The 20,480-nt window shown below is 40.1% G+C and carries 22 protein-coding genes and 2 rRNA genes (1 of these 24 only partly in view); 23 read left to right on the plus strand and 1 reads right to left on the minus strand.

Features of this window, described 5'->3' with window-relative positions; all coding sequences use genetic code 11:
* The 13 genes from NSR00_RS12465 to rsmI all read left to right on the plus strand — a co-directional run.
* Nucleotides 1-393: ribosomal RNA gene (locus NSR00_RS12465) — 23S ribosomal RNA — on the plus strand; it begins 2,577 nt to the left of the window's first position.
* Nucleotides 394-532: 139 nt separating this feature from the next.
* Nucleotides 533-648, plus strand: a 5S ribosomal RNA gene (rrf, locus tag NSR00_RS12470).
* A gap of 182 nt (nucleotides 649-830) precedes the next feature.
* Nucleotides 831-2,204 carry an IS1380-like element ISGsp2 family transposase gene (locus tag NSR00_RS12475; RefSeq protein ID WP_044899598.1) on the plus strand — a complete coding sequence of 458 codons (1,374 nt, stop codon included), beginning with the start codon at nucleotides 831-833 and terminating at the stop codon, nucleotides 2,202-2,204.
* A gap of 246 nt (nucleotides 2,205-2,450) precedes the next feature.
* Complete coding sequence (locus tag NSR00_RS12480; RefSeq protein WP_063387602.1) at nucleotides 2,451-2,654, plus strand: sigma factor G inhibitor Gin; 204 nt, start codon at nucleotides 2,451-2,453, stop codon at nucleotides 2,652-2,654.
* Nucleotides 2,655-2,735: 81 nt separating this feature from the next.
* Nucleotides 2,736-4,175: an aminotransferase class I/II-fold pyridoxal phosphate-dependent enzyme gene (locus NSR00_RS12485; RefSeq protein ID WP_340789313.1), complete on the plus strand. Its 1,440-nt coding sequence runs from the start codon at nucleotides 2,736-2,738 to the stop codon at nucleotides 4,173-4,175.
* A 5-nt stretch (nucleotides 4,176-4,180) separates the two neighbouring features.
* On the plus strand, nucleotides 4,181-4,816 hold the full coding sequence (gene tmk / locus NSR00_RS12490) for a dTMP kinase (protein WP_063387600.1): 636 nt from the start codon (nucleotides 4,181-4,183) through the stop codon (nucleotides 4,814-4,816).
* Nucleotides 4,817-4,925: 109 nt separating this feature from the next.
* Nucleotides 4,926-5,255 (plus strand): cyclic-di-AMP receptor, encoded by a 330-nt coding sequence (locus tag NSR00_RS12495; RefSeq protein WP_063387599.1) that lies wholly within the window; start codon nucleotides 4,926-4,928, stop codon nucleotides 5,253-5,255.
* 12 nt (nucleotides 5,256-5,267) lie between these two features.
* Nucleotides 5,268-5,708 (plus strand): YaaR family protein, encoded by a 441-nt coding sequence (locus tag NSR00_RS12500; RefSeq protein ID WP_063387598.1) that lies wholly within the window; start codon nucleotides 5,268-5,270, stop codon nucleotides 5,706-5,708.
* 16 nt (nucleotides 5,709-5,724) lie between these two features.
* Nucleotides 5,725-6,717: a DNA polymerase III subunit delta' gene (holB, locus tag NSR00_RS12505; RefSeq protein ID WP_327856102.1), complete on the plus strand. Its 993-nt coding sequence runs from the start codon at nucleotides 5,725-5,727 to the stop codon at nucleotides 6,715-6,717.
* A gap of 2 nt (nucleotides 6,718-6,719) precedes the next feature.
* Entirely contained in the window at nucleotides 6,720-7,547 is an 828-nt protein-coding gene (locus NSR00_RS12510) for a PSP1 domain-containing protein (RefSeq protein ID WP_063387596.1), read from the plus strand.
* 13 nt (nucleotides 7,548-7,560) lie between these two features.
* Nucleotides 7,561-7,926, plus strand: a complete 366-nt coding sequence (yabA, locus tag NSR00_RS12515) for a DNA replication initiation control protein YabA (RefSeq protein WP_063387595.1) — start codon at nucleotides 7,561-7,563, stop codon at nucleotides 7,924-7,926.
* Between the two features lie 72 nt (nucleotides 7,927-7,998).
* A complete protein-coding gene (locus tag NSR00_RS12520; RefSeq protein WP_066247199.1) occupies nucleotides 7,999-8,736 on the plus strand; it encodes a tRNA1(Val) (adenine(37)-N6)-methyltransferase in 738 nt (245 codons plus the stop codon).
* A 48-nt stretch (nucleotides 8,737-8,784) separates the two neighbouring features.
* Nucleotides 8,785-9,660 carry a 16S rRNA (cytidine(1402)-2'-O)-methyltransferase gene (gene rsmI / locus NSR00_RS12525; RefSeq protein WP_094244832.1) on the plus strand — a complete coding sequence of 292 codons (876 nt, stop codon included), beginning with the start codon at nucleotides 8,785-8,787 and terminating at the stop codon, nucleotides 9,658-9,660.
* 31 nt (nucleotides 9,661-9,691) lie between these two features.
* Here rsmI and NSR00_RS12530 read toward each other — a convergent pair whose 3' ends face one another.
* The gene (locus NSR00_RS12530) at nucleotides 9,692-9,976 is read right to left on the minus strand and encodes an AbrB/MazE/SpoVT family DNA-binding domain-containing protein (RefSeq protein ID WP_063387592.1); all 285 of its coding nucleotides are present in this window, start codon (nucleotides 9,974-9,976) and stop codon (nucleotides 9,692-9,694) included.
* Nucleotides 9,977-10,291: 315 nt separating this feature from the next.
* On the opposite strand from NSR00_RS12530, the gene metG reads away from it, so the two are divergent.
* The 10 genes from metG to ispE all read left to right on the plus strand — a co-directional run bounded on the left by metG (nucleotide 10,292) and on the right by ispE (nucleotide 20,456).
* Complete coding sequence (gene metG / locus NSR00_RS12535) at nucleotides 10,292-12,235, plus strand: methionine--tRNA ligase (protein WP_340789317.1); 1,944 nt, start codon at nucleotides 10,292-10,294, stop codon at nucleotides 12,233-12,235.
* A 96-nt stretch (nucleotides 12,236-12,331) separates the two neighbouring features.
* The gene (locus tag NSR00_RS12540) at nucleotides 12,332-13,099 is read left to right on the plus strand and encodes a TatD family hydrolase (RefSeq protein ID WP_340789318.1); all 768 of its coding nucleotides are present in this window, start codon (nucleotides 12,332-12,334) and stop codon (nucleotides 13,097-13,099) included.
* Between the two features lie 235 nt (nucleotides 13,100-13,334).
* Complete coding sequence (locus NSR00_RS12545; RefSeq protein ID WP_412675481.1) at nucleotides 13,335-14,522, plus strand: ubiquitin-like domain-containing protein; 1,188 nt, start codon at nucleotides 13,335-13,337, stop codon at nucleotides 14,520-14,522.
* Between the two features lie 129 nt (nucleotides 14,523-14,651).
* Nucleotides 14,652-15,260: a ribonuclease M5 gene (gene rnmV, locus NSR00_RS12550; protein WP_186439261.1), complete on the plus strand. Its 609-nt coding sequence runs from the start codon at nucleotides 14,652-14,654 to the stop codon at nucleotides 15,258-15,260.
* Nucleotides 15,214-16,092 (plus strand): 16S rRNA (adenine(1518)-N(6)/adenine(1519)-N(6))-dimethyltransferase RsmA, encoded by an 879-nt coding sequence (gene rsmA / locus NSR00_RS12555; protein WP_339198208.1) that lies wholly within the window; start codon nucleotides 15,214-15,216, stop codon nucleotides 16,090-16,092. Before rnmV ends, rsmA begins: the two co-directional genes overlap by 47 nt.
* A gap of 244 nt (nucleotides 16,093-16,336) precedes the next feature.
* Nucleotides 16,337-17,563, plus strand: coding sequence for an IS110 family transposase (locus NSR00_RS12560; protein ID WP_044897903.1), 1,227 nt, complete (start codon nucleotides 16,337-16,339; stop codon nucleotides 17,561-17,563).
* A 197-nt stretch (nucleotides 17,564-17,760) separates the two neighbouring features.
* Complete coding sequence (gene yabG / locus NSR00_RS12565; RefSeq protein WP_063387588.1) at nucleotides 17,761-18,657, plus strand: sporulation peptidase YabG; 897 nt, start codon at nucleotides 17,761-17,763, stop codon at nucleotides 18,655-18,657.
* A gap of 188 nt (nucleotides 18,658-18,845) precedes the next feature.
* A complete protein-coding gene (gene veg / locus NSR00_RS12570) occupies nucleotides 18,846-19,112 on the plus strand; it encodes a biofilm formation stimulator Veg (protein ID WP_063387587.1) in 267 nt (88 codons plus the stop codon).
* 136 nt (nucleotides 19,113-19,248) lie between these two features.
* Nucleotides 19,249-19,437: a small, acid-soluble spore protein, alpha/beta type gene (locus NSR00_RS12575; protein ID WP_063387586.1), complete on the plus strand. Its 189-nt coding sequence runs from the start codon at nucleotides 19,249-19,251 to the stop codon at nucleotides 19,435-19,437.
* A gap of 149 nt (nucleotides 19,438-19,586) precedes the next feature.
* Nucleotides 19,587-20,456, plus strand: a complete 870-nt coding sequence (ispE, locus tag NSR00_RS12580) for a 4-(cytidine 5'-diphospho)-2-C-methyl-D-erythritol kinase (protein WP_063387585.1) — start codon at nucleotides 19,587-19,589, stop codon at nucleotides 20,454-20,456.
* Nucleotides 20,457-20,480: the final 24 nt, after the last annotated feature.

Consider the following 20,480-nt stretch of genomic DNA (forward strand, 5'->3'; position numbering starts at 1 on the left):
GGCTCATCGCATCCTGGGGCTGTAGTCGGTCCCAAGGGTTGGGCTGTTCGCCCATTAAAGCGGTACGCGAGCTGGGTTCAGAACGTCGTGAGACAGTTCGGTCCCTATCCGTCGCGGGCGCAGGAAATTTGAGAGGAGCTGTCCTTAGTACGAGAGGACCGGGATGGACGCACCGCTGGTGTACCAGTTGTCCCGCCAGGGGCACCGCTGGGTAGCTATGTGCGGAAGGGATAAGCGCTGAAAGCATCTAAGCGTGAAGCCCCCCTCAAGATGAGATTTCCCATCGCTAAACGCGAGTAAGATCCCTTGAAGATGACGAGGTAGATAGGTCCGAGGTGGAAGCGTGGTGACACGTGGAGCTGACGGATACTAATCGATCGAGGACTTAACCAAGTAAGAGCATCTATTCGTGAAGGAACCGTTATCTAGTTTTGAAAGAATGATATTCAAAAAAGTGTTGACAACTGAGATCAAAAAGTTATAATAGTAGTTGTCCATCGAACTGAATGGAACAATGAATAGAAAAAAATTGCTTGGTGGCAATGGCGAAGAGGTCACACCCGTTCCCATCCCGAACACGGAAGTTAAGCTCTTCAGCGCCGATGGTAGTGAGGGTTTGTCCCTTGTGAGAGTAGGACGCTGCCAGGCAAAAACAAAAAGAGCGGCGATCGATGCTGCTCTTTTTTTATATGAAAATAAATAAAAAATTCCAAAAATTGCATAGATTATATTTACCTGAATCCGTGACAAAACATCTTTACAATGGTCGCAAACCGTTGATACGATAAAGGAAAACGACGTTGACGATTCTTCATCAAGTAGGTGATGTGATGAAAGATTTCCCGATTCGGTTTGTATTGACAGATGAAGCGATTACCCCAAGTGCTGGGCTTGCTCTCGTTGGCTACTTACTCCATCGAACGAAACTGGATAAACGGGTAAACGCACTTCGGCTTCCAACGGTTCGTCGAGAAGTGCACATTTCCCATAGCGATGTCATTCGCTCGATGATTGGCTTGCTTGCCACAGGAAAAACGGATTTCGATCATATCGAAGCGTATCGTCAGGACGATATCTTTTCGGCATCGATGGGGATTCAGCACGTGCCTTCCTCTCCAACCTTGCGACAACGACTCGATCAGCTCGCTTGTCTTCCGATGACCGAAACGATTCTTTGGGAGGAGTCCATACGTCTGTTGATTCAACGACATGCCACTTTGTCCCCTTGTTGGACCAAAGGAAAGACGACATGGCTTCCCCTTGATATAGATGGTTCCCCATTTGACAACTCCGATACGAAAAAAGAAGGAGTTAGTCGAACGTATAAAGGATTTGACGGTTTTACACCGTTGTTTGCGTATGCAGGGAAGGAAGGGTATCTCGTTCATGCCGAGTTGCGTCCAGGGAAACAACATGTGCAAGACAACATGCCCTCGTTTTTAGTCACCGCTATCCGTCGAGCTCGTCAACTGACTTCATCTCGTCTGCTTGTTCGCATGGATGCAGGAAACGATGCAGAAGCGAATGTGCACGTATGCCTAAAGGAAGACGTGGACTTTGTCATCAAGCGAAACTTACGCCGAGAATCGAAAGCGCTTTGGTTCCAGATCGCTTCGCAAAAGGGCAAACGTGTCGATGATGGACAAAGCGAAGGAGTACAAACCTATGAGCTATGCCTTCCACAGAAGGCAGCGATCGATGGAAACACGTATACGTACGTTCAAGTCACCCAAGTGACGGAACGGACGATGGAACGCAATGGACAGCTGATGCTCGTTCCTGATTATGAAGTGGAAAGCTATTGGGTGCGGCTCAAAGGATACGAGCATGTTCGAATGAGCGATGTGCTCGCGTTGTATCATGACCATGCGACATGCGAACAGTTTCATAGCGAACTGAAGAGCGACTTAGATTTAGAGCGGCTTCCATCTGGGAAGATGAAAACGAATGCGCTCGTGTTGGTCATGGGAGCCTTCGTTTACAATCTTCTTCGTCTGATTGGACAAGATCTATTAAGCGATCCGAGACATCCGTTGCACCACAAAGTGAAACGCCGCCGCATCAAGACGATTATTCAGACGGTGATCACGATGGCAGGGCGACTCGTCCGTCGATCACGACAGATCTGGATGAAACTGACGCGAAGGAGTGGCTATAGCGAGCCCCTACTGAACGTCTATCAGAAATGGAGAGAGGCAAGATAACGAACGAATGTTCGGGCACTGATGTCCAACGTCACTCCCTGTGCTTTTTTGTCTATTTTTTTGGTTCGTATACCTAAAAAAGAGATTTGTTCCATTTTCGGAAATAGAGATGACATAGGTCATAAGCATAAAAGGGGTTTTATGGATTATCAATCCATCAAAATTACAACAAAATCAAAGTCGATTTCAATTCATCACGGATTCAGGATTTATTTTGGACATAATGAAGGTGGAGGTGGAGAAGGAATGACTTACAGTCAACAGAGTGAAATTATTGGGGAAACGTGTGTGATCTGTGATAAGCAAAAAGAGAAAGGCATTCATTTATATTCAAGTTTTATTTGCACGGATTGTGAAAAGGACATGGTGCAGACTGATACGAGTGACCGGAAATATCAATATTTTGTTGAACAATTAAAAAAAGCGGCAGCTTCCAAAATTTATTCTTAACTTGGCTATAAATAGATGGTCAAGTTTTTCTTTTTGTTATAATGAAATTATGCAGCAAATAGAAAAGGGCGATGAAAGCAGATGGGAAAAATTCGTACTCCGTTGTATAATGCTTTAATTCAACATTGTCAGTTAAATCCTCTTTCGTTTCATGTACCTGGTCATAAAAACGGGATTCTTTATGATCCAAATCAGTTTCCGCATTTTCGCCAAACGCTTCAGCTGGATTTGACTGAGATTGCTAATTTAGATGATTTATATGCGCCAGAAGGGATCATTAAAGAGGCGCAGCAGCTTGCAGCAGAATTATATGGAGTATCGTCAACATATTTTTTAGTGAATGGTTCAACGGTCGGAAACTTGGCAATGATTCTTGCTAATTGCCAAAAGGGGGATGTCGTATTCGTTCAAAGAAATAGTCATAAATCAGTGATGCATGGATTAGAGCTGGCCGGTGCAAAGCCTGTTTTTTTATCTCCCAAGTTCGATGAAGGTTTTCAAGTGCCTTCTTATGTACCAGTTGAAACGGTAAAGAAAGCTTTTCAAAAATATCCTCAAGTAAAAGCGATCATTTTGACAAGCCCTACCTATTACGGTTTAACATATACAAAATTAAATGAACTTATTCAATTTGCTCATTCCCGCCGTGTTCCGGTATTAGTCGATGAAGCTCATGGGGCTCATTTGATCGCAAGTTCTTCGTTTCCGAAATCAGCTGTTTCGGTTGGTGCAGATGTTGTCGTACAATCTGCCCATAAAACATTGCCTGCTATGACAATGGGAGCATTTTTGCATGTAAACAGCAAATTGGTGAATGAGGAAAAAATTAGCCATTATATACATATGCTGCAAACAAGCAGTCCGTCTTATTTGATTATGGCCTCACTTGATTTAGCAAGAGCGTATGTCGAGGATATGTTAACGAAGGAAGAGGAATTGAATCAAACTTTGCATAAATATGTGGAGATCTTTCAACAGCTTGACTATATCGATATAGTGTCTTCGAAGGATCCTTTTGTGGCTGTTGATCCTTTAAAGCTGACAATTCGTTCACAAAATGCCATGTCAGGTTATGATTTAATGGAGCTTTTTGAAAAAGCACGTATTTATCCTGAGCTTGCCGATCCTCTAAATGTTTTGTTTGTGCTTCCGTTTGCTAAAGAGTTTCAAGATACTGGACACTTTTCGAAAGTCAATGACATATTAAAAAATACCCAAACAAGCAAGATGGAATGGGGTCTTCAGAAGGAAGTACAAATAGACGAAATCAGCCAGCTATCTATTTCTTACGAGGCAATGGAAAACAGTACAAAAACATTTGTATCATTAGAAGAAGCGATAGGAGAGATCTCTGCTGAAATGATTATTCCTTATCCGCCGGGAATACCGCTTTTGATGAGAGGAGAAAAAATTACAAAAAATCAAATTGAAGCGTTGAAAAGGTTAATGGAGCTGCGTGCTAATTTTCAAGGAGGAAAGAAATTAGCAGAAGGCCTTATTTCTATTTTCAGGAAAAGGTGATCTTAATGAAAGGAATTTTTATTACGTTTGAAGGACCTGAAGGAGCGGGGAAAACGACAATTATTAAAAAGCTTGAAAAAAAGTTAGAAAAAGAAGGAAAAGACGTTGTCGTGACGCGCGAGCCAGGCGGTATTGTCATCAGTGAGAAAATTCGGGAAATTATTCTTCATAAAGAACATACAGAGATGGATGCAAGGACCGAGGCGCTTCTTTATGCTGCCGCGAGAAGACAGCATTTAGTCGAAAAAGTAATTCCCGCTCTTCATAAAGGAAAAATTGTACTTTGCGATCGATTCGTTGACAGTTCTTTAGCCTATCAAGGGTATGCAAGAGGTCTCGGGATTCAAGAGGTGCTTGAAATAAATCAATTTGCAATAACCGGCATGATGCCCAATCTTACGCTGTTTTTTGATATTTTGCCGGAAAAAGGATTAGCAAGAATAACTAGCAATCAAAATCGAGAAATCAATCGACTTGACTTGGAAAAATTGGATTTCCATCAAAAGGTTTATGAAGGATACAAGAAAATCATTGAAATGTTTCCGAATAGAATAAAAGTGATCAATGCAGATCAGCCTTTAGAAAAAGTTTTTTTTGAAGCGGAGAGTGCATTGGACTTATTTTGGAAGGAAACATTGTAGTCATATCGTTCTCAAGCTTGATATAATGAAGAAAAATTGATATTCGCTGCAAAATGTCCTGGCAAGATGTCCTGCTTTTCCGTTTTTATTAATAAGGAGGCTTTTCCGTATGAAATTGATTATGGCTGTTGTCCAGGATCAAGATAGCAACCGCTTATTAAAAGCCCTGACGGAACATAACTTTCGTGTGACAAAGCTTGCAAGCACCGGGGGATTTTTAAAGTCCGGCAACACTACTTTTATTATTGGAACAGAAGACATTCGTGTGCAAAAAGCGCTCGATATCATTAAAACGAACTGCCAATCTCGCCAACAGCTTGTTGCTCCAGTTTCACCGATAGGCGGGAATACCGACTCTTACGTTCCCTATCCGCTTGAAATTGAGGTTGGCGGTGCAACTGTTTTTGTCCTTCCAGTTGAACAATTTCATCAATTTTAAAGGTGAGAGCAAATGAAAGTAAATGAAGATTTAAGAACAATACTGCCTAAACAAACAATTGAACAGAACGGAACACAAAACAGATCTAAAATATTTTCTCAAATGGTTGAAAAGCATGAATCCAAGCTCCATGAAGAACAATGGAAACAGCTTTTAAATGAACTGGAGGAAGCCGGAGAACGTCTAAGTAAATCGAGAAATATGCATGATTTGTCTAAGTTTAAAAGATTAGTAAAGCGGCTTATTCGTGAAACGATTGAATTCGGAATGGGTGTCAAAGAATCAAAGAGCTGGGATTTTTATGGGAACAGACGGAATTTAAAAATCGTTTCCCAAATTGACCAAAAGCTGGTGGAATTGACCGAAGAAATTTTAAATAAAGAAAAAGATGCCGTAAACATTTTAGGGAAAATAGGGGAAATAAAAGGGCTGATCGTGAATTTATATACGTAAGTGAGTGGTACAATAAATGAAAACATGGGAAGAACTCGAAAAACTTCAGCCAAAAGTATTGAAAATAATACAAAATTCTTTTAAGAAAAATAGATTGGCCCACGCCTATTTATTTCAAGGGAAAAAGGGCACAGGAAAAAAGGATGCTGCTTTTTTAACTGCAAAAAGTTATTTTTGCGAGCATTTGGAGAAAAATTATAAACCGTGCGGACAATGTTCAAACTGCAAGAGAGTTGAGAGCGGAAATCATCCTGATCTTCACTTTATAGAGCCTGATGGCTTATCAATCAAAAAAGAACAAATAGAAGCATTGCAGAAGGAATTTGCAAAAACGGGCGTTGAATCGAACCGGAAGCTTTATATCATATCTGGATGCGACCAGATGACTGTCAATGCGGCCAACAGTTTATTGAAATTTTTGGAGGAACCGACGGAAGGAACAATGGCAATATTATTAACAAATCAAGTTCATCGAGTGTTGCCGACAATTCTTTCTAGATGCCAAATATTAACCTTCCAACCCATTCCCCCAAAAATGATTCAGCAGGAACTTGAGAAAAAAGGAACTCCAAGTCATATAGCTGCCCTCGTCAGTCAAGTTACCAATAATATTGAAGAAGCATTTTCACTTAGCCGTGACGATTGGTTTGCGGAAGCAAGAACCAAAGTGATAAAATTATATGAAGTATTGGACTCCCGTCCCGACCATGCATTGCTTTTTATTCATAATCATTGGGTGCCTTTTTTTGCAGATAAAGAGCAAATGGAAATGGGACTGGATTTTCTCCTATTTTTATATAAAGATTTATTATCAATTCAAATCGGAAATGAAGATGACGTTGTTTATTTAGATATATTGCCAATGTTAAAACAGCAAGGGCTAAAGCTTGGCCAACGAACTGTTTTACACCAAATCGTCTCCATTTTGAATGCAAAAAAACGGTTAAATTTCAATGTTAATCCGCAGCTTCTTATGGAAGATTTGGTTTTAACATTGCAGGAGGGATAAGCTTGTATGATGTTGTAGGAGTTCGCTTTAAAAAGGCGGGAAAAATTTATTATTTTGATCCAAATGGTTTTGATATACAGCTTGATGATTATGTCATTGTTGAAACAATCAGAGGGATTGAATATGGAAAAGTAGTAGTCAGCAAAAAACAAGTGGAAGAGCATGATATTGTGCTTCCATTAAAGAAAGTCATTCGGAAAGCTGATGAAAAGGATCGGATGATTGTCCAAGAAAACAACAGGGCAGCAAAAGAAGCGATGGATATTTGTTTAAAAAAAGTAGAAGAACACGGTTTAGAGATGAAGCTTGTCGATGTAGAGTATACATTTGACCGCAACAAAGTCATTTTTTACTTTACTGCTGACGGGCGTATTGATTTTCGCGAGCTTGTAAAAGATTTGGCCTCTATTTTTAAAACGAGAATTGAACTTCGACAAATCGGGGTGCGAGACGAAGCGAAAATGCTTGGCGGAATCGGCCCCTGTGGAAGAATGCTATGCTGCTCCACATTTTTAGGGGATTTTGAGCCTGTTTCGATTAAGATGGCGAAAGATCAAAATTTGTCTTTGAATCCTACAAAGATTTCGGGGTTATGCGGAAGATTAATGTGCTGCTTAAAATATGAGAATGATGAATATGAAACAGCAAAAGAGCAACTTCCGGATATTGGAGATACTATAGAAACTCCGAATGGAACAGGAAAGGTTGTCGGACTAAATATTTTAGAACGTGTGCTGCAAGTCGAACTGATCAATCGCGATCGCGTCGTTGAATACACATGGGAAGAATTAATACAAGACGATGCTGTTTCTATGGAGTTCACAGATTAGAGGTGGAAAACCAGTGAACAAAAAAGAAATTTTTGATGCTGTGACATTGCTGGAGGAACAAATTGGTTATTTGTACCGCCAATTAGGAGAATTAAAGCAGCATATAGGAGAATTAATTGAAGAAAACCAACATTTAAAATTGGAAAACGACCACTTGCGCAAACGAATGTCTTCTTTCGATCAAATGAATTTGAAACAAGAAGAATTGAAAAGCGCTAAGAAGAAGGAAAAAAAGCTTGGACATATAGATATTGGCGAAGGGTATGATAACCTGGCAAGACTTTATCAGGAAGGATTTCATATTTGTAATCTGCATTATGGCAGTGTAAGGAAAGATGGAGATTGCCTGTTCTGCCTCTCATTTTTAAATAAAAAGTAAGTGCAGCTTCCTTTTCAGGAGGCTTTTCTTATGACTAGGACGAGTAAGTAATCTCAAGAAAGGGAAATTTACATGGTATATTTGCACGATGATGAAAGGCTGGATTATTTGTTAGCGGAAGATTTGCGCATCATTCAAAGTCCTTCAGTTTTTGCATTTTCTCTCGATGCAGTTCTTCTCGCAAAATTTGTGTATGTCCCGATCCAAAAAGGGAATTTGATTGACCTTTGTACAGGAAACGGGGTGATTCCACTTTTATTAAGCACAAGAACAAAAGGAACGATCACAGGAGTGGAAATACAAAAGCGGCTGTTTGACATGGCTGTCAGATCTGTCCAATATAATCACCTTGAACATCAAATAAAGATCATTCACGGCGACATTTTGGACATGCCGAAACAGCTTGGGTATGGGAAGTTCGATGTTGTAACATGCAATCCCCCTTATTTCAAAACGCCGGGACAAGAAGAGTTAAATAAAAACGAATATTTTGCGATTGCAAGGCATGAAATATTATGCACTCTTGAAGATGCTATACGTGTAAGCAGCCAATTGGTAAGGCCGGGGGGAAAAGTTGCCTTTGTCCATCGTCCAGGACGATTTTTAGAAATGATCGAACTCATGAAAAAATATCGAGTGGAACCGAAAAGAATTCGCTTTGTATATCCAAAGCTTGGAAAGGAAGCAAATACTTTATTAGTAGAAGGAATAAAAGATGGGAATCCTGATTTAAAAATTCTACCCCCATTGATCGTTTACGATGATCAAAACAATTATACGGATGAAGTTCAAAAAATATTGTACGGGTAAATAAAATGTGACCAAAGCGGAATGTATACATTATGGTGGTGAATAGGGATGTGGCAGCAAAAAAGCTATGCGGAAGATGTAGAGAAGGGCGCACTATATTTAGTGCCGACGCCGATCGGAAATTTAGAAGATATGACGTTCCGTTCAATCCGTGTGTTAAAAGAGTGTGACGTCATTGCAGCGGAGGACACGAGACAAACGAAAAAATTATGTCATTATTATCATATTGATACAAACATCATCAGCTATCATGAACATAATAAAAATTCGAGTGGAAGACAGATCATGAAAATGATTGAAGAAGGGAAAAAAGTTGCACTTGTCAGCGATGCCGGCATGCCAACCATTTCTGATCCAGGAAGTGAGCTTGTTCAGCTAGTTTTAGACCATCGTTATCCGGTTATACCGCTTCCGGGGGCTAATGCTGCATTAACGGCATTGATCGCTTCAGGAATTGCGCCTCAGCCTTTTTATTTTTTTGGATTTTTACATCACAAGAAAAAAGAAAAGAAAAAACAATTGGAGCAATTAAAAAATAAGAAAGAAACCATTATCCTTTATGAATCTCCTCATCGACTCGTTGAAACGTTAAAGGATATTCATGAATTTTTTGGCAATAGGAAAATAGCTGTTGCTCGAGAGTTAACAAAAATGTATGAGGAGTTTGTGAGGGGGACAGTTGATGAACTATTAGATTGGGCGGAAAATCATGAAATCAAAGGGGAGTTTTGTTTAATCATTGAAGGCAGTCAAGAAAATACTCCCGATGATAACAAAGAAACATGGTGGAGTAAATGGACGATTAAAGAACATGTTGAACATTATATAGAAAAAGGCTATCCATCAAAAGAAGCGATCAAATTGGCTGCATTGGATCGAAATTTGCCAAAACGGGAAGTGTATCAGGAGTATCATTTGAAATAAAAGTCCCTGAATAGTAGGGACTTTTAACTTTTTATTTAGAAGATTCCAAAATGGTTTGGATTTCTTTTAAAATTTGCTCTGCACCTTCGCGGCTAAGAACAATTTTTCCTCCTGCAAGCTGGAAGTTATCATCAGAAACTTCTCCAGTTACTTGACAAGTCATGCTAGGCTTATATTTTTTCAAAATGATACGGTCGTCATCCACATAAATTTCTAAAGCATCTTTTTCAGCAATTCCTAATGTTCTGCGCAATTCAATCGGAATAACTACGCGTCCCAACTCATCAACTTTACGAACAATTCCAGTAGATTTCATAAAATTTGTCTCCTCCCATTTGTAAAATAAAGATTTATCGCCTATATACTCCCTTTTTCGCCATTATTCGACATTTGCGATTGTCAATTAATAGAATAACAGTTTTTCCAATAAACGTCAATCCTTTTGATTCGAAATACTGTTCAATTTAAATAACTGTGTAAATCTTATAAGATGATGAAAGATTATGTATATTTTCTTGATAAAACAGGCTATGATGGTATCATAGAATATGTAATCAATGCTTGGTTTTGTCGCTCTCGTCCAACTGACGAGAGCTTTTCTGTAATGTAGTGGCAAAGGAGGATTAATATTGTGGAAAACAGAAAAAAAACATTTTATTTAACGACGCCCATTTACTATCCGAGTGATAAATTACATATCGGTCATGCGTATACAACGGTAGCCGGCGATGCCATGTCAAGATATAAACGCCTTCGCGGTTACGATGTCATGTATTTAACGGGAACTGACGAGCATGGGCAAAAAATCCAGCGAAAAGCGGAGGAAAAAGGAGTATCTCCTAAAAAGTATGTTGATGATATTGTTTCAGGGATTAAAGAATTATGGAAAAAATTAGATATTTCCTATGATGATTTTATAAGAACGACTGAAGAGCGACATAAGAAGGTAGTAGAAAAAATTTTCGACCGTCTAGTAAAGCAGGGAGATATTTATTTAGATGAGTATGAAGGATGGTACTGTACGCCTTGTGAATCGTTTTTTACAGAAAGACAGCTAGTGGACGGAAATTGCCCTGATTGCGGCCGCCCTGTTGAGAAGGTAAAAGAAGAGTCTTATTTCTTTAAAATGAGCAAATATGTCGACAGGCTTCTGCAATTTTATGAAGAAAATCCAGAGTTTATTCAGCCGGAATCAAGAAAAAACGAAATGATCAATAACTTTATAAAGCCTGGGCTGGAAGATTTGGCGGTATCCCGGACGACTTTTGACTGGGGCATTAAAGTTCCTGGTAATCCAAAACATGTTATTTATGTTTGGATTGACGCATTGACAAACTATATTACGGCGCTCGGCTACGGAACCGAGAATGAAGAAAAATTTAAAAAATATTGGCCTGCAGATGTTCATTTAGTAGGGAAAGAGATTGTCCGCTTTCACACGATATACTGGCCGATTATGCTCATGGCGCTTGATCTGCCTCTTCCTAAAAAAGTGTTTGGACATGGATGGCTGTTAATGAAGGACGGAAAAATGTCTAAATCAAAAGGAAATGTTGTGGATCCAGTTACATTGATTGACCGTTATGGGCTTGATGCTTTGCGCTATTATTTGCTGCGTGAAGTTCCGTTTGGAGCGGACGGAGTATTTACTCCTGAAGGCTTTGTGGAGCGCATTAACTATGATTTAGCTAATGACTTAGGAAACTTACTAAACCGAACGGTGGCCATGATCGATAAATATTTTGACGGCATTGTAAAAAAAGAACAAGCGGATGAAACCCCTTACGATGAGGCTCTTCGCTCATTCAGAACCGAAACAGTTAAAAAGTACGAAGAAGCCATGGATAAAATGGAGTTTTCCGTTGCGCTGACAGCCCTATGGCAATTTATTGGCCGGACAAATAAATACATTGATGAGACGGAGCCTTGGGTACTGGCAAAAGACGAGTCAAAAAGAAATCAGCTTGCATCCGTCATGTATCATTTGGCTGAGTCGCTTCGACATATAGCCGTTTTATTAAAACCATTTTTAACAAAAACACCGGATAAAATTTTTGCGCAAATAGGTGTAGAGGACGATCATTTGAAAAATTGGGAATCCATTCATAAGTTTGGACAGCTGGAAAAGGTTCGGGTGCAAAAAGGAGAGCCGCTGTTTCCGCGTTTAGATATCGAACAGGAAGTGAACTATATAAAAGAGCAGATGAAAGGATCGGCACCTGAGGCTAAAAAAGAAACAGCAGATGATGAGAATGAAATTACAATTGATGATTTTATGAAAGTGGATTTACGCGTGGCGGAGGTTATTCAAGCGGAGAGAGTAGAAAAAGCAGACAAGCTGTTAAAACTTCAGTTGGATTTAGGATCTGAAAAACGCCAAGTTGTTTCTGGAATTGCTAAATATTATCAGCCTGAACAATTAATCGGCAAAAAAGTTATTTGTGCAATAAATTTAAAACCGGTAAAATTGCGTGGAGAATTGTCGCAAGGAATGATTTTGGCAGGGGAAGAAAACGGAACCTTGTCGCTTGCTACCGTCGATTCAGATTTACCGAATGGAACGAAAATCAAATAAATTTGTCGAAGAATGTTTTTTTGGGGTGTTTCACGTGGAACACCTCTTTCCCTTTTATCGAAAAAGGGAAAAAATGATTGGAAAGGATGTCAAAATATGCTGTTTGATACTCATGCACATTTAAATGCGGTGCAATTTGAGGAGGATTTAAACGAAGTAATTGACCGGGCACTTCAAGAAAAAGTGGAAACTATCGTTGTTGTCGGCTTTGACCGCGAAACAATTCCAAAGGCTATAGAGCTTTCTGAAAGGTATGACTTTATATATGCAGCTGTCGGCTGGCATCCGGTTGATGCCATTGATATGACGGATCACGATTTAGATTGGTTAAGAGAGCTTTCCAGCCATCCGAAAGTTGTCGCACTAGGTGAAATGGGCCTGGATTATCATTGGGATAAATCACCTAAGGATGTGCAAAAAGAAGTGTTTCGCAAGCAAATTGCATTAGCAAAGGAAGTACAGCTGCCGATCATTATTCATAACAGAGAAGCAACTGCAGACATTGTTCAAATATTAAAAGAGGAAAATGCGAAGGAAGTAGGCGGAGTCATGCATTGCTTTTCCGGAAGCTTAGAGGTTGCCAAGCAATGTATGGACATGAATTTCTATATTTCGTTCGGCGGTCCTGTTACATTTAAAAATGCAAAAAAACCAAAAGAAGTAGCTGCGGAAATTCCATTGGACCGATTATTAATTGAAACCGATTGTCCTTATTTAACCCCTCATCCATTCCGTGGCAAACGGAATGAACCAAGCTATGTCAAATATATCGCAAAAAAAATTGCAGAGCTGAAAGGACTCACCTTTGAAGAAATAGCAAAAATGACAACCAGAAATGGAAAAAAATTATTCGGCATTTCATGATAAACATTTCTGTCGAAGCTTGTACAAGCTTGTCTGAAAAAAGAATGATTCAAAAAAGTTCTACACGTCTTCTTTTCCTCATAGGATAAACGTGTCGAGAAGTCTTTCTTCACTTTTTGTTCAAACTTCAAGATAATAGTTACAAAAAACGAGAAAAGTGCAGGAGGGTTGACAGGTTTAAAAATACTCTATATAATCTCACGGAGGAGAAGGAGGCGTTTTCGTGATTGAAAACATGAAAAATATGGTATCCAACCTTTCCAAGAGAAAAAAGTATGTCCTTTCTGCAGTCGGTGTATGTTTAATTGGCACAGGAGCAACGTATGGGGGCTATGAAGGAACAAAAGATACTGTTAGAGTCACTATTGATGGGAAAACAGAGGAAGTAAGGACCCATGCAGACCAAGTCAGTGATCTTTTGAAAGAATTAGATATAAAATTACAAGCTAATGATTATATTTCTCATGCGAAACATCGGGACATTCAAGACAACATGAATATAGTGATAAAATATGCCAAACCTGTCCAGCTGATTGTAGACAATGAGCGAAGGAAGATTTTCACAACTGCTGATACGGTAGAAGATGTTTTAAGGCAGCAAAAAATTTCCATTACCGAAAAAGATGAAGTTCTACCGGCATTAGATGCAAAAATTGAAAAAAACATGGAACTAAAGGTGAATAAAGCGCATCTTATCACTTTAAATATTGGTGGAAAAAACCAACAGATTTGGTCTACTTCGACTACTGTCGCTGACTTTTTAAAGGAACATAACGTAAAATTGAATCCAATGGATAAAGTAAAGCCTGGGCTAACAACAGTGTTAAATAAAAACACAAATGTAGAAATTACCAGAGTAGAAAAAGTCACCGATGTAGTGGAAGAACCAATTGTATTTAAAATCGTTCAACGTACAGATAAAAATTTAGCTGAAGGAACGAAAAAAGTGATTCAAGAAGGCGAAAAAGGAACACGCCAAAAACAATTTGAAGTCATTTTGGAAAATGGAAAAGAAGTTTCCCGTAAGCTTATAAAAACTGTAACAACGAAGGAAAGCAAAGATAAAATTGTTGTTGTCGGGACAAAAGCTTCTTCGCAGCCTGCACTAGCTTCAAGAGGAACTGGCAGCAAGTCTAAAGAATTTTATGTGACGGCTACTGCATATACAGCATCCTGCAATGGCTGTTCAGGCACAACAGCAACGGGGTACAATTTGCGCTCAAATCCAAATGCAAAGGTAATCGCAGTTGATCCGTCTGTCATTCCGCTCGGATCAAAGGTGTATGTTGAAGGATACGGATATGCAGTTGCCGCCGATACTGGTTCAGCAATTTCCGGGAATAAAATTGACGTATTTTTCCCAAATAAGTCTCAAGCATATCAATGGGGTCGAAAAAAGGTCAAAATAAGGGTTTTACGTTAATTTTATCGAGTGCTGTTTTGACAGAGGGTTTCGACCCTCTGTTTTTTTACGTTATAATTGGAAATCAGTAGCCTTTTATACAATTTGACGACAAATATTACAAAAAGGTTTCAAGTTTTGGAGGAAAAAATGAAAAAAAAAATAAAAGAAATTATTATCGTTGAAGGTAAAGATGATACGCTGGCAATAAAAAGAGCAGTGGACGCCGATACGATTGAAACGAACGGCTCTGCCATTAATCAATCGATTATTGAACAAATACGCCTTGCCCAAAACACGCGGGGAGTTATTATTTTTACGGATCCTGACGCTCCGGGAGAAAAAATTCGCAAAACAATAGCTGAACATGTTCCTGGATGCAAACATGCCTTTTTGCCACGCAATGAGGCCAGAGCAAAAAACGGGAGAGGAATTGGCGTTGAGCATGCCAGCGCAGAATCTATTCGGAAAGCGCTGCGTTCGGTGAGAGAGGAAATGAACGAATGGAAAAGCAGCATTTCCATGTTAGATTTGATTTTTTATGGTTTAATTGGCGGTCCAACGGCAAAAAAGCGGAGGGAAAAGCTTGGAGAGCGGCTAAAAATCGGCTATGCTAACGGAAAACAGCTAATGAAACGCTTGGCAATGTTTCATATTACGAAAGAAGCGTTTTTGGAGGCAATTGAGGCGATCTTAAAGGAGGAAGAGGCAGATGGAAAAAGAAATAGCAACGTTAAGCCGAACGAAACAAATTCTTGAAAAATACAGCTTTTCTTTTAAAAAAAGCTTAGGGCAAAACTTTATTGTGGAACCGAACATATTGCATCGAATGATTGAGCGTGCAGGTGTAACAGAAGAAACAGGAGTCATCGAAATAGGTCCAGGGATCGGCGCATTAACAGAACAATTAGCAAAAAATGCTAAGAAAGTTATTGCCTTTGAAATCGATGGCAGACTGCTTCCGATTCTTGAAGAAAATTTAGCTCCATATTCAAATATCGAAATCATTTATCAAGATGTATTAAAGGCAAACCTCCACGAAATCATTGAAAAAAAATTGAACAATTGCCGTGAAGTCATGGTAGTCGCCAATTTGCCATACTATATCACCACGCCGATCATTATGAAGCTTTTGGAAAACCGTTTGCCACTAAAAGCGATCGTCGTCATGCTTCAAAAAGAGGTGGCAGAACGAATGACAGCCAAACCTTCAACAAAAGATTACGGCTCATTATCCATTGCCGTCCAATATTACACTGAAGCGAAAACGGTTATGTCGGTGCCGAAGACAGTATTCATTCCGCAGCCAAACGTGGATTCGTCTGTCATTCGCCTCGATTTGCGTCCAGAACCGCTTATTCATGTCAAAAATGAAGCATTTTTCTTTCAAGTAGTAAAAGCAAGTTTTGCTCAAAGAAGAAAAACGTTATTGAACAATTTACTCAACAACTTACCCAATGGGAAGGTGAATAAAAACATAATTGAAGAATGTTTGACATCAGCAGGAATCGATGGAAAGCGCAGGGGGGAATCATTGACCATTGAAGAATTTGCTTTATTGAGTGACAGACTTTACGAAATATTTAAATAGACCCCCATGCCGCAAAAGCGGCACCAGCAGATGATGAAAATAGTTCGTCCATGTATACTTAATCTTAGGCTGGCCAGCGAGGTCGTCTTACCTTGGTGCCATGAGCCCGTTAATTAGACAGACCCCGACGACCTGGTGCACCACAGACTGTTGCTCCCTGGGGAAGCACGCGGGATAGAATGACGTGTATGGTCGTTGCACCGCCAGCCTGTGTTTATTACATGTTAGGCATGGGGGAACGAACATGGACATTATCCATACTCATGTTTGTGGATTAGACGTTCATAAGAAGAACGTCGTCGCTTGTATTATTACTCCGGATCATCAAGAGATCCGCACGTTTTCTACCATGACTGAAGACTTGCTTATGCTTGTAGACTGGATCAAGGCGCATGGCGTCACTCACGTGGCCATGGAAAGTACAGGTTCCTACTGGAAGCCAATTTATAACCTGTTGGAGATGGAAGACATCAAGATTTTAGTGGTCAATGCCAAACATATCAAAAATGTGCCTGGTCGCAAAACAGATGTAAAGGATGCCGAGTGGATCGCTGGACTCTTACGCCATGGATTGCTACAAGGTAGTTACATCCCTGACCGCCAGCAACGGGAGTTGAGGGAACTCATCCGTTATCGTCGCAGCCTGATTGAAGAGCGGGCTCGCGAAATCAACCGCATCCAGAAGGTACTGGAAGGGGCTAACATCAAACTCTCCTCGGTGGCGACCAATGTGCTGGGCAAATCGGGTCGAGCCATGATCGAGGCTTTAATTAATGGTGAAACTGACCCCGATGTGCTATCCGAACTGGCTCAGCGCCGTCTCAAACGGAAGAAAGAGGAGTTGAAAAAGGCCCTGAAGGGCCTCATCGGCCCTCATCAACGCCTGATGCTTAAAACCCAGCTTGAGCATATTGATCACTTAGATGCCTTGATTGAAGAACTGGATGCTGAAATCAAGGAGCGGATGCGCCCTTTTGAAGATGACCTGGAGCGGTTAGATACGATCCCCGGCGTTGGTCGGCGCACAGCGGAGCATATTTTGGCTGAGATTGGCCCTGACATGACACAGTTTCCTTCGGCAGCTCACTTGTGTTCATGGGCAGGAGTCGCCCCAGGGAATAACGAAAGTGCCGGAAAACGAAAGTCAGGGAAAACCCGCAAGGGAAACCAGAAGCTTCGTAGCACCCTGGTGGAAGCCGCCCGTGCCGCTGCTAGGTCCAAACACACCTATCTATCCAGCCAGTACCACCGTATTGCTGCACGCCGGGGGGCCAATCGTGCAGCGGTTGCGGTCGCTCATAGCATCCTGACTATTGTCTACCATCTCCTCAAAAAGAAGCAGACTTACATCGAACTTGGTCCACATTACTACGAAGAACGCAAGCGCCATCAAGTCGCCAGACAAGCGATTCGGAAGTTGGAAACACTAGGGTTTAAGGTCATGGTAGAGCCGTCAAATCAAACAGCGTAGTTAACCGAAACAGTAACCATCAGGTGCATAAACATGACTTATTCCAGCAAATACCAATCTGCTGGTGTTAACACCCCCTGGATTTTTTGTGCTTTTTTCATGGACTTAAATTTTCGGGATAGGGTAAATCACCATTTTGAAAAGCAAGGCATACGTTAAAGAAGAAAAGAAAACTATTCCCGTTCGGAGTGAACATTATGCTAATAAAGCCGGGGATGATAGTGGCCAGAAAGTCTTATCAGTGTGATTTGCTTTTTCGGATTTTAGAAATAAAAAAGGATCATACTGGCCGTCTGATTGCCCTTATTTCAGGACAGGACGTCCGTTTAATTGCTGATGCCCCTTATGACGACTTAGTCATCATGAATAAAGAAGAACAAAAAATACGTGAAAAACAAGAAAGGGAAAAAATAGAAAATACGCTTTATCTCCTGAAGCAAGATTATGATCTATCTCGTGAAAAACAAGAATTTTACGCTTCGTCCGAATTTGAATATCAAAATGAATGTTTTCATATTCCAGGCAGAGTATTACATGTAGATGGCGACCCCAATTATTTGGAAAAATGCTTAAATTTATACGAAAAAATTGGTGTTCCTGTTCACGGCATACATTTAAAAGAAAACGAAATGGCTGATCATATTGATGAGCTTTTAGAAAAATATCGGCCGGATATACTTGTCATTACTGGACATGATTCTTATTCGAAGCATAAAGGGACAATATTGGATTTGAATGCTTACCGACACTCGAAGGATTTTATTAAAACGGTCAGGAAGGCGCGGAAAAAAATTCCCGGGCTTGATCAGCTGATTATTTTTGCCGGTGCATGCCAATCTCATTTTGAGTCATTAATAAGAGCTGGGGCCAATTTTGCTAGTTCACCGTCAAGAGTGAACATTCATGCTTTAGATCCTGTGTATATTGTTTCTAAAATCAGCTTTACTCCTTTTGTTGAACGAATTAATGTTTGGGATGTACTTCGAAACACCTTGTCGCGGGAAAAAGGATTAGGAGGCATTGAAACAAAGGGCGTCATGCGGTCAGGTTTACCATTTAACCGATATATTGAGGAAGCAGGTCAAAACGAATAAACGTTTGGACTGCTTTTTTTTTGGATAAATCCATATAATTTTTGCAAAAACGGGAAAACTATGACAAGTATTAGAGAAATTTGTTGAAAAGAAAACGTTGACACAGATGTTTAAAGGCTGTTATAATAAAAAATTTGTTTGACTTATTAGTCGATTCTGTGTATAATGAACTTTGTGAGGTGGTTCCAATGGCAAAAACGTTATCCGATATTAAACAAGCTCTTGATTCTAATCTAGGCCGTCGATTAACATTAAAAGCGAATGGCGGACGTAGAAAAACAATTGAACGTTCAGGCGTTTTAGCCGAGACGTATCCATCGGTTTTTGTGATTGAACTTGACCAGGAAGAAAATGCTTTTGAACGCGTTTCATACAGCTATGCAGATGTGTTAACGGAAACAGTCCAAATTACTTTTATAGATGAAAACAACAATGTTGCAATGGGCGGGCAGTAAACGAAATTTGTTTGCTGCTTTTATTTTTTTCTCTGGCATTTTTTTAAAAGCATAAATCAAGCTTTTCGCTTGAAACTAACAGTAAGCGGATAAAATCCGCGGGAATGTCTGTTTTTATTTAAGGGGGAGTCAAAGAATGGCTAGACGCCGAGGCATTATGTCAGAAAGCTTTAAGTATGAATTGGCTAAGGAATTGGGCTTTTATGAAACGGTCAAAAATGAAGGATGGGGAGCCATTCGGGCTCGTGATGCCGGAAACATGGTAAAACGGGCGATCGAGATTGCAGAAGAGCAATTGGCTAAGCAAAACGGCAAAACTTTTTAAAAGCAGACATTCGGGTGGCCGGCTCATAGTTTGGGCCGGCATTTTTTTATGTTTTCAATGGACGGATTTTGTCGAATTATGCTATTATATCCCTATTTATGGTACAATGTGAATACATTTTGTCAGAACGAAAAAGTAGGTGAATGTATTTGCGAGTATTGGAAAAAGCTCCGGCAAAAATTAATTTATCTTTAGATGTTTTACATAAAAGATCTGACGGATACCATGAAGTGAATATGGTCATGACGACCATAGATCTAGCTGATCGAATCGAGCTGAAGCTTCTTGATGAAAATAAAATACGTATCATATCGCATAATCGATTTGTGCCAGATGATGATCGGAATTTAGCTTACCAAGCGGCACAGCTTTTAAAGGACCGTTTCGGGATTCAAAAGGGTGTGGCAATCACGATTTCAAAGTGCATCCCTGTTGCTGCGGGCCTTGCAGGAGGGAGCAGTGATGCAGCAGCAACGTTAAGGGGATTAAATAAACTATGGAATTTGGATCTTTCCCTTGATGATCTTGCGAAACTTGGAGCAGAAATTGGTTCAGATGTTTCTTTTTGTGTTTACGGAGGCACAGCTGTGGCGACCGGAAGAGGCGAAAAAATTGAGCTGATTGATCCTCCTCCGCATTGCTGGGTCGTATTGGCGAAGCCTGATATCGGTGTGTCCACTGCTGAAATTTACCGACATTTGAAGATAAATGACATTGAGCATCCTGATGTTAGTGGAATGGTCAAAGCGATAAAGGATCAAAATTATCAAGAAATCTGTGCGAAGCTTGGAAATGTCCTTGAGTCGGTCACAATGAAGATGTATCCGGAAGTTGCTTTGATTAAAGAACAAATGAAACGTTTTGGAGCTGATGCTGTTTTAATGAGCGGAAGCGGACCGACAGTATATGGACTTGTTCAACACGAGTCGAGGCTTCATCGTGTTTATAACGGCTTGAGGGGATTTTGCGATCAAGTGTATGCAGTCAGAATGCTTGGGGATCGGATAGCCCTTGATTAAATGCGAATATTAAGTTATATTTAC

It is taken from the genome of Aeribacillus sp. FSL K6-8394, assembly GCF_038008865.1.
GTDB lineage: Bacteria > Bacillota > Bacilli > Bacillales > Aeribacillaceae > Aeribacillus > Aeribacillus composti.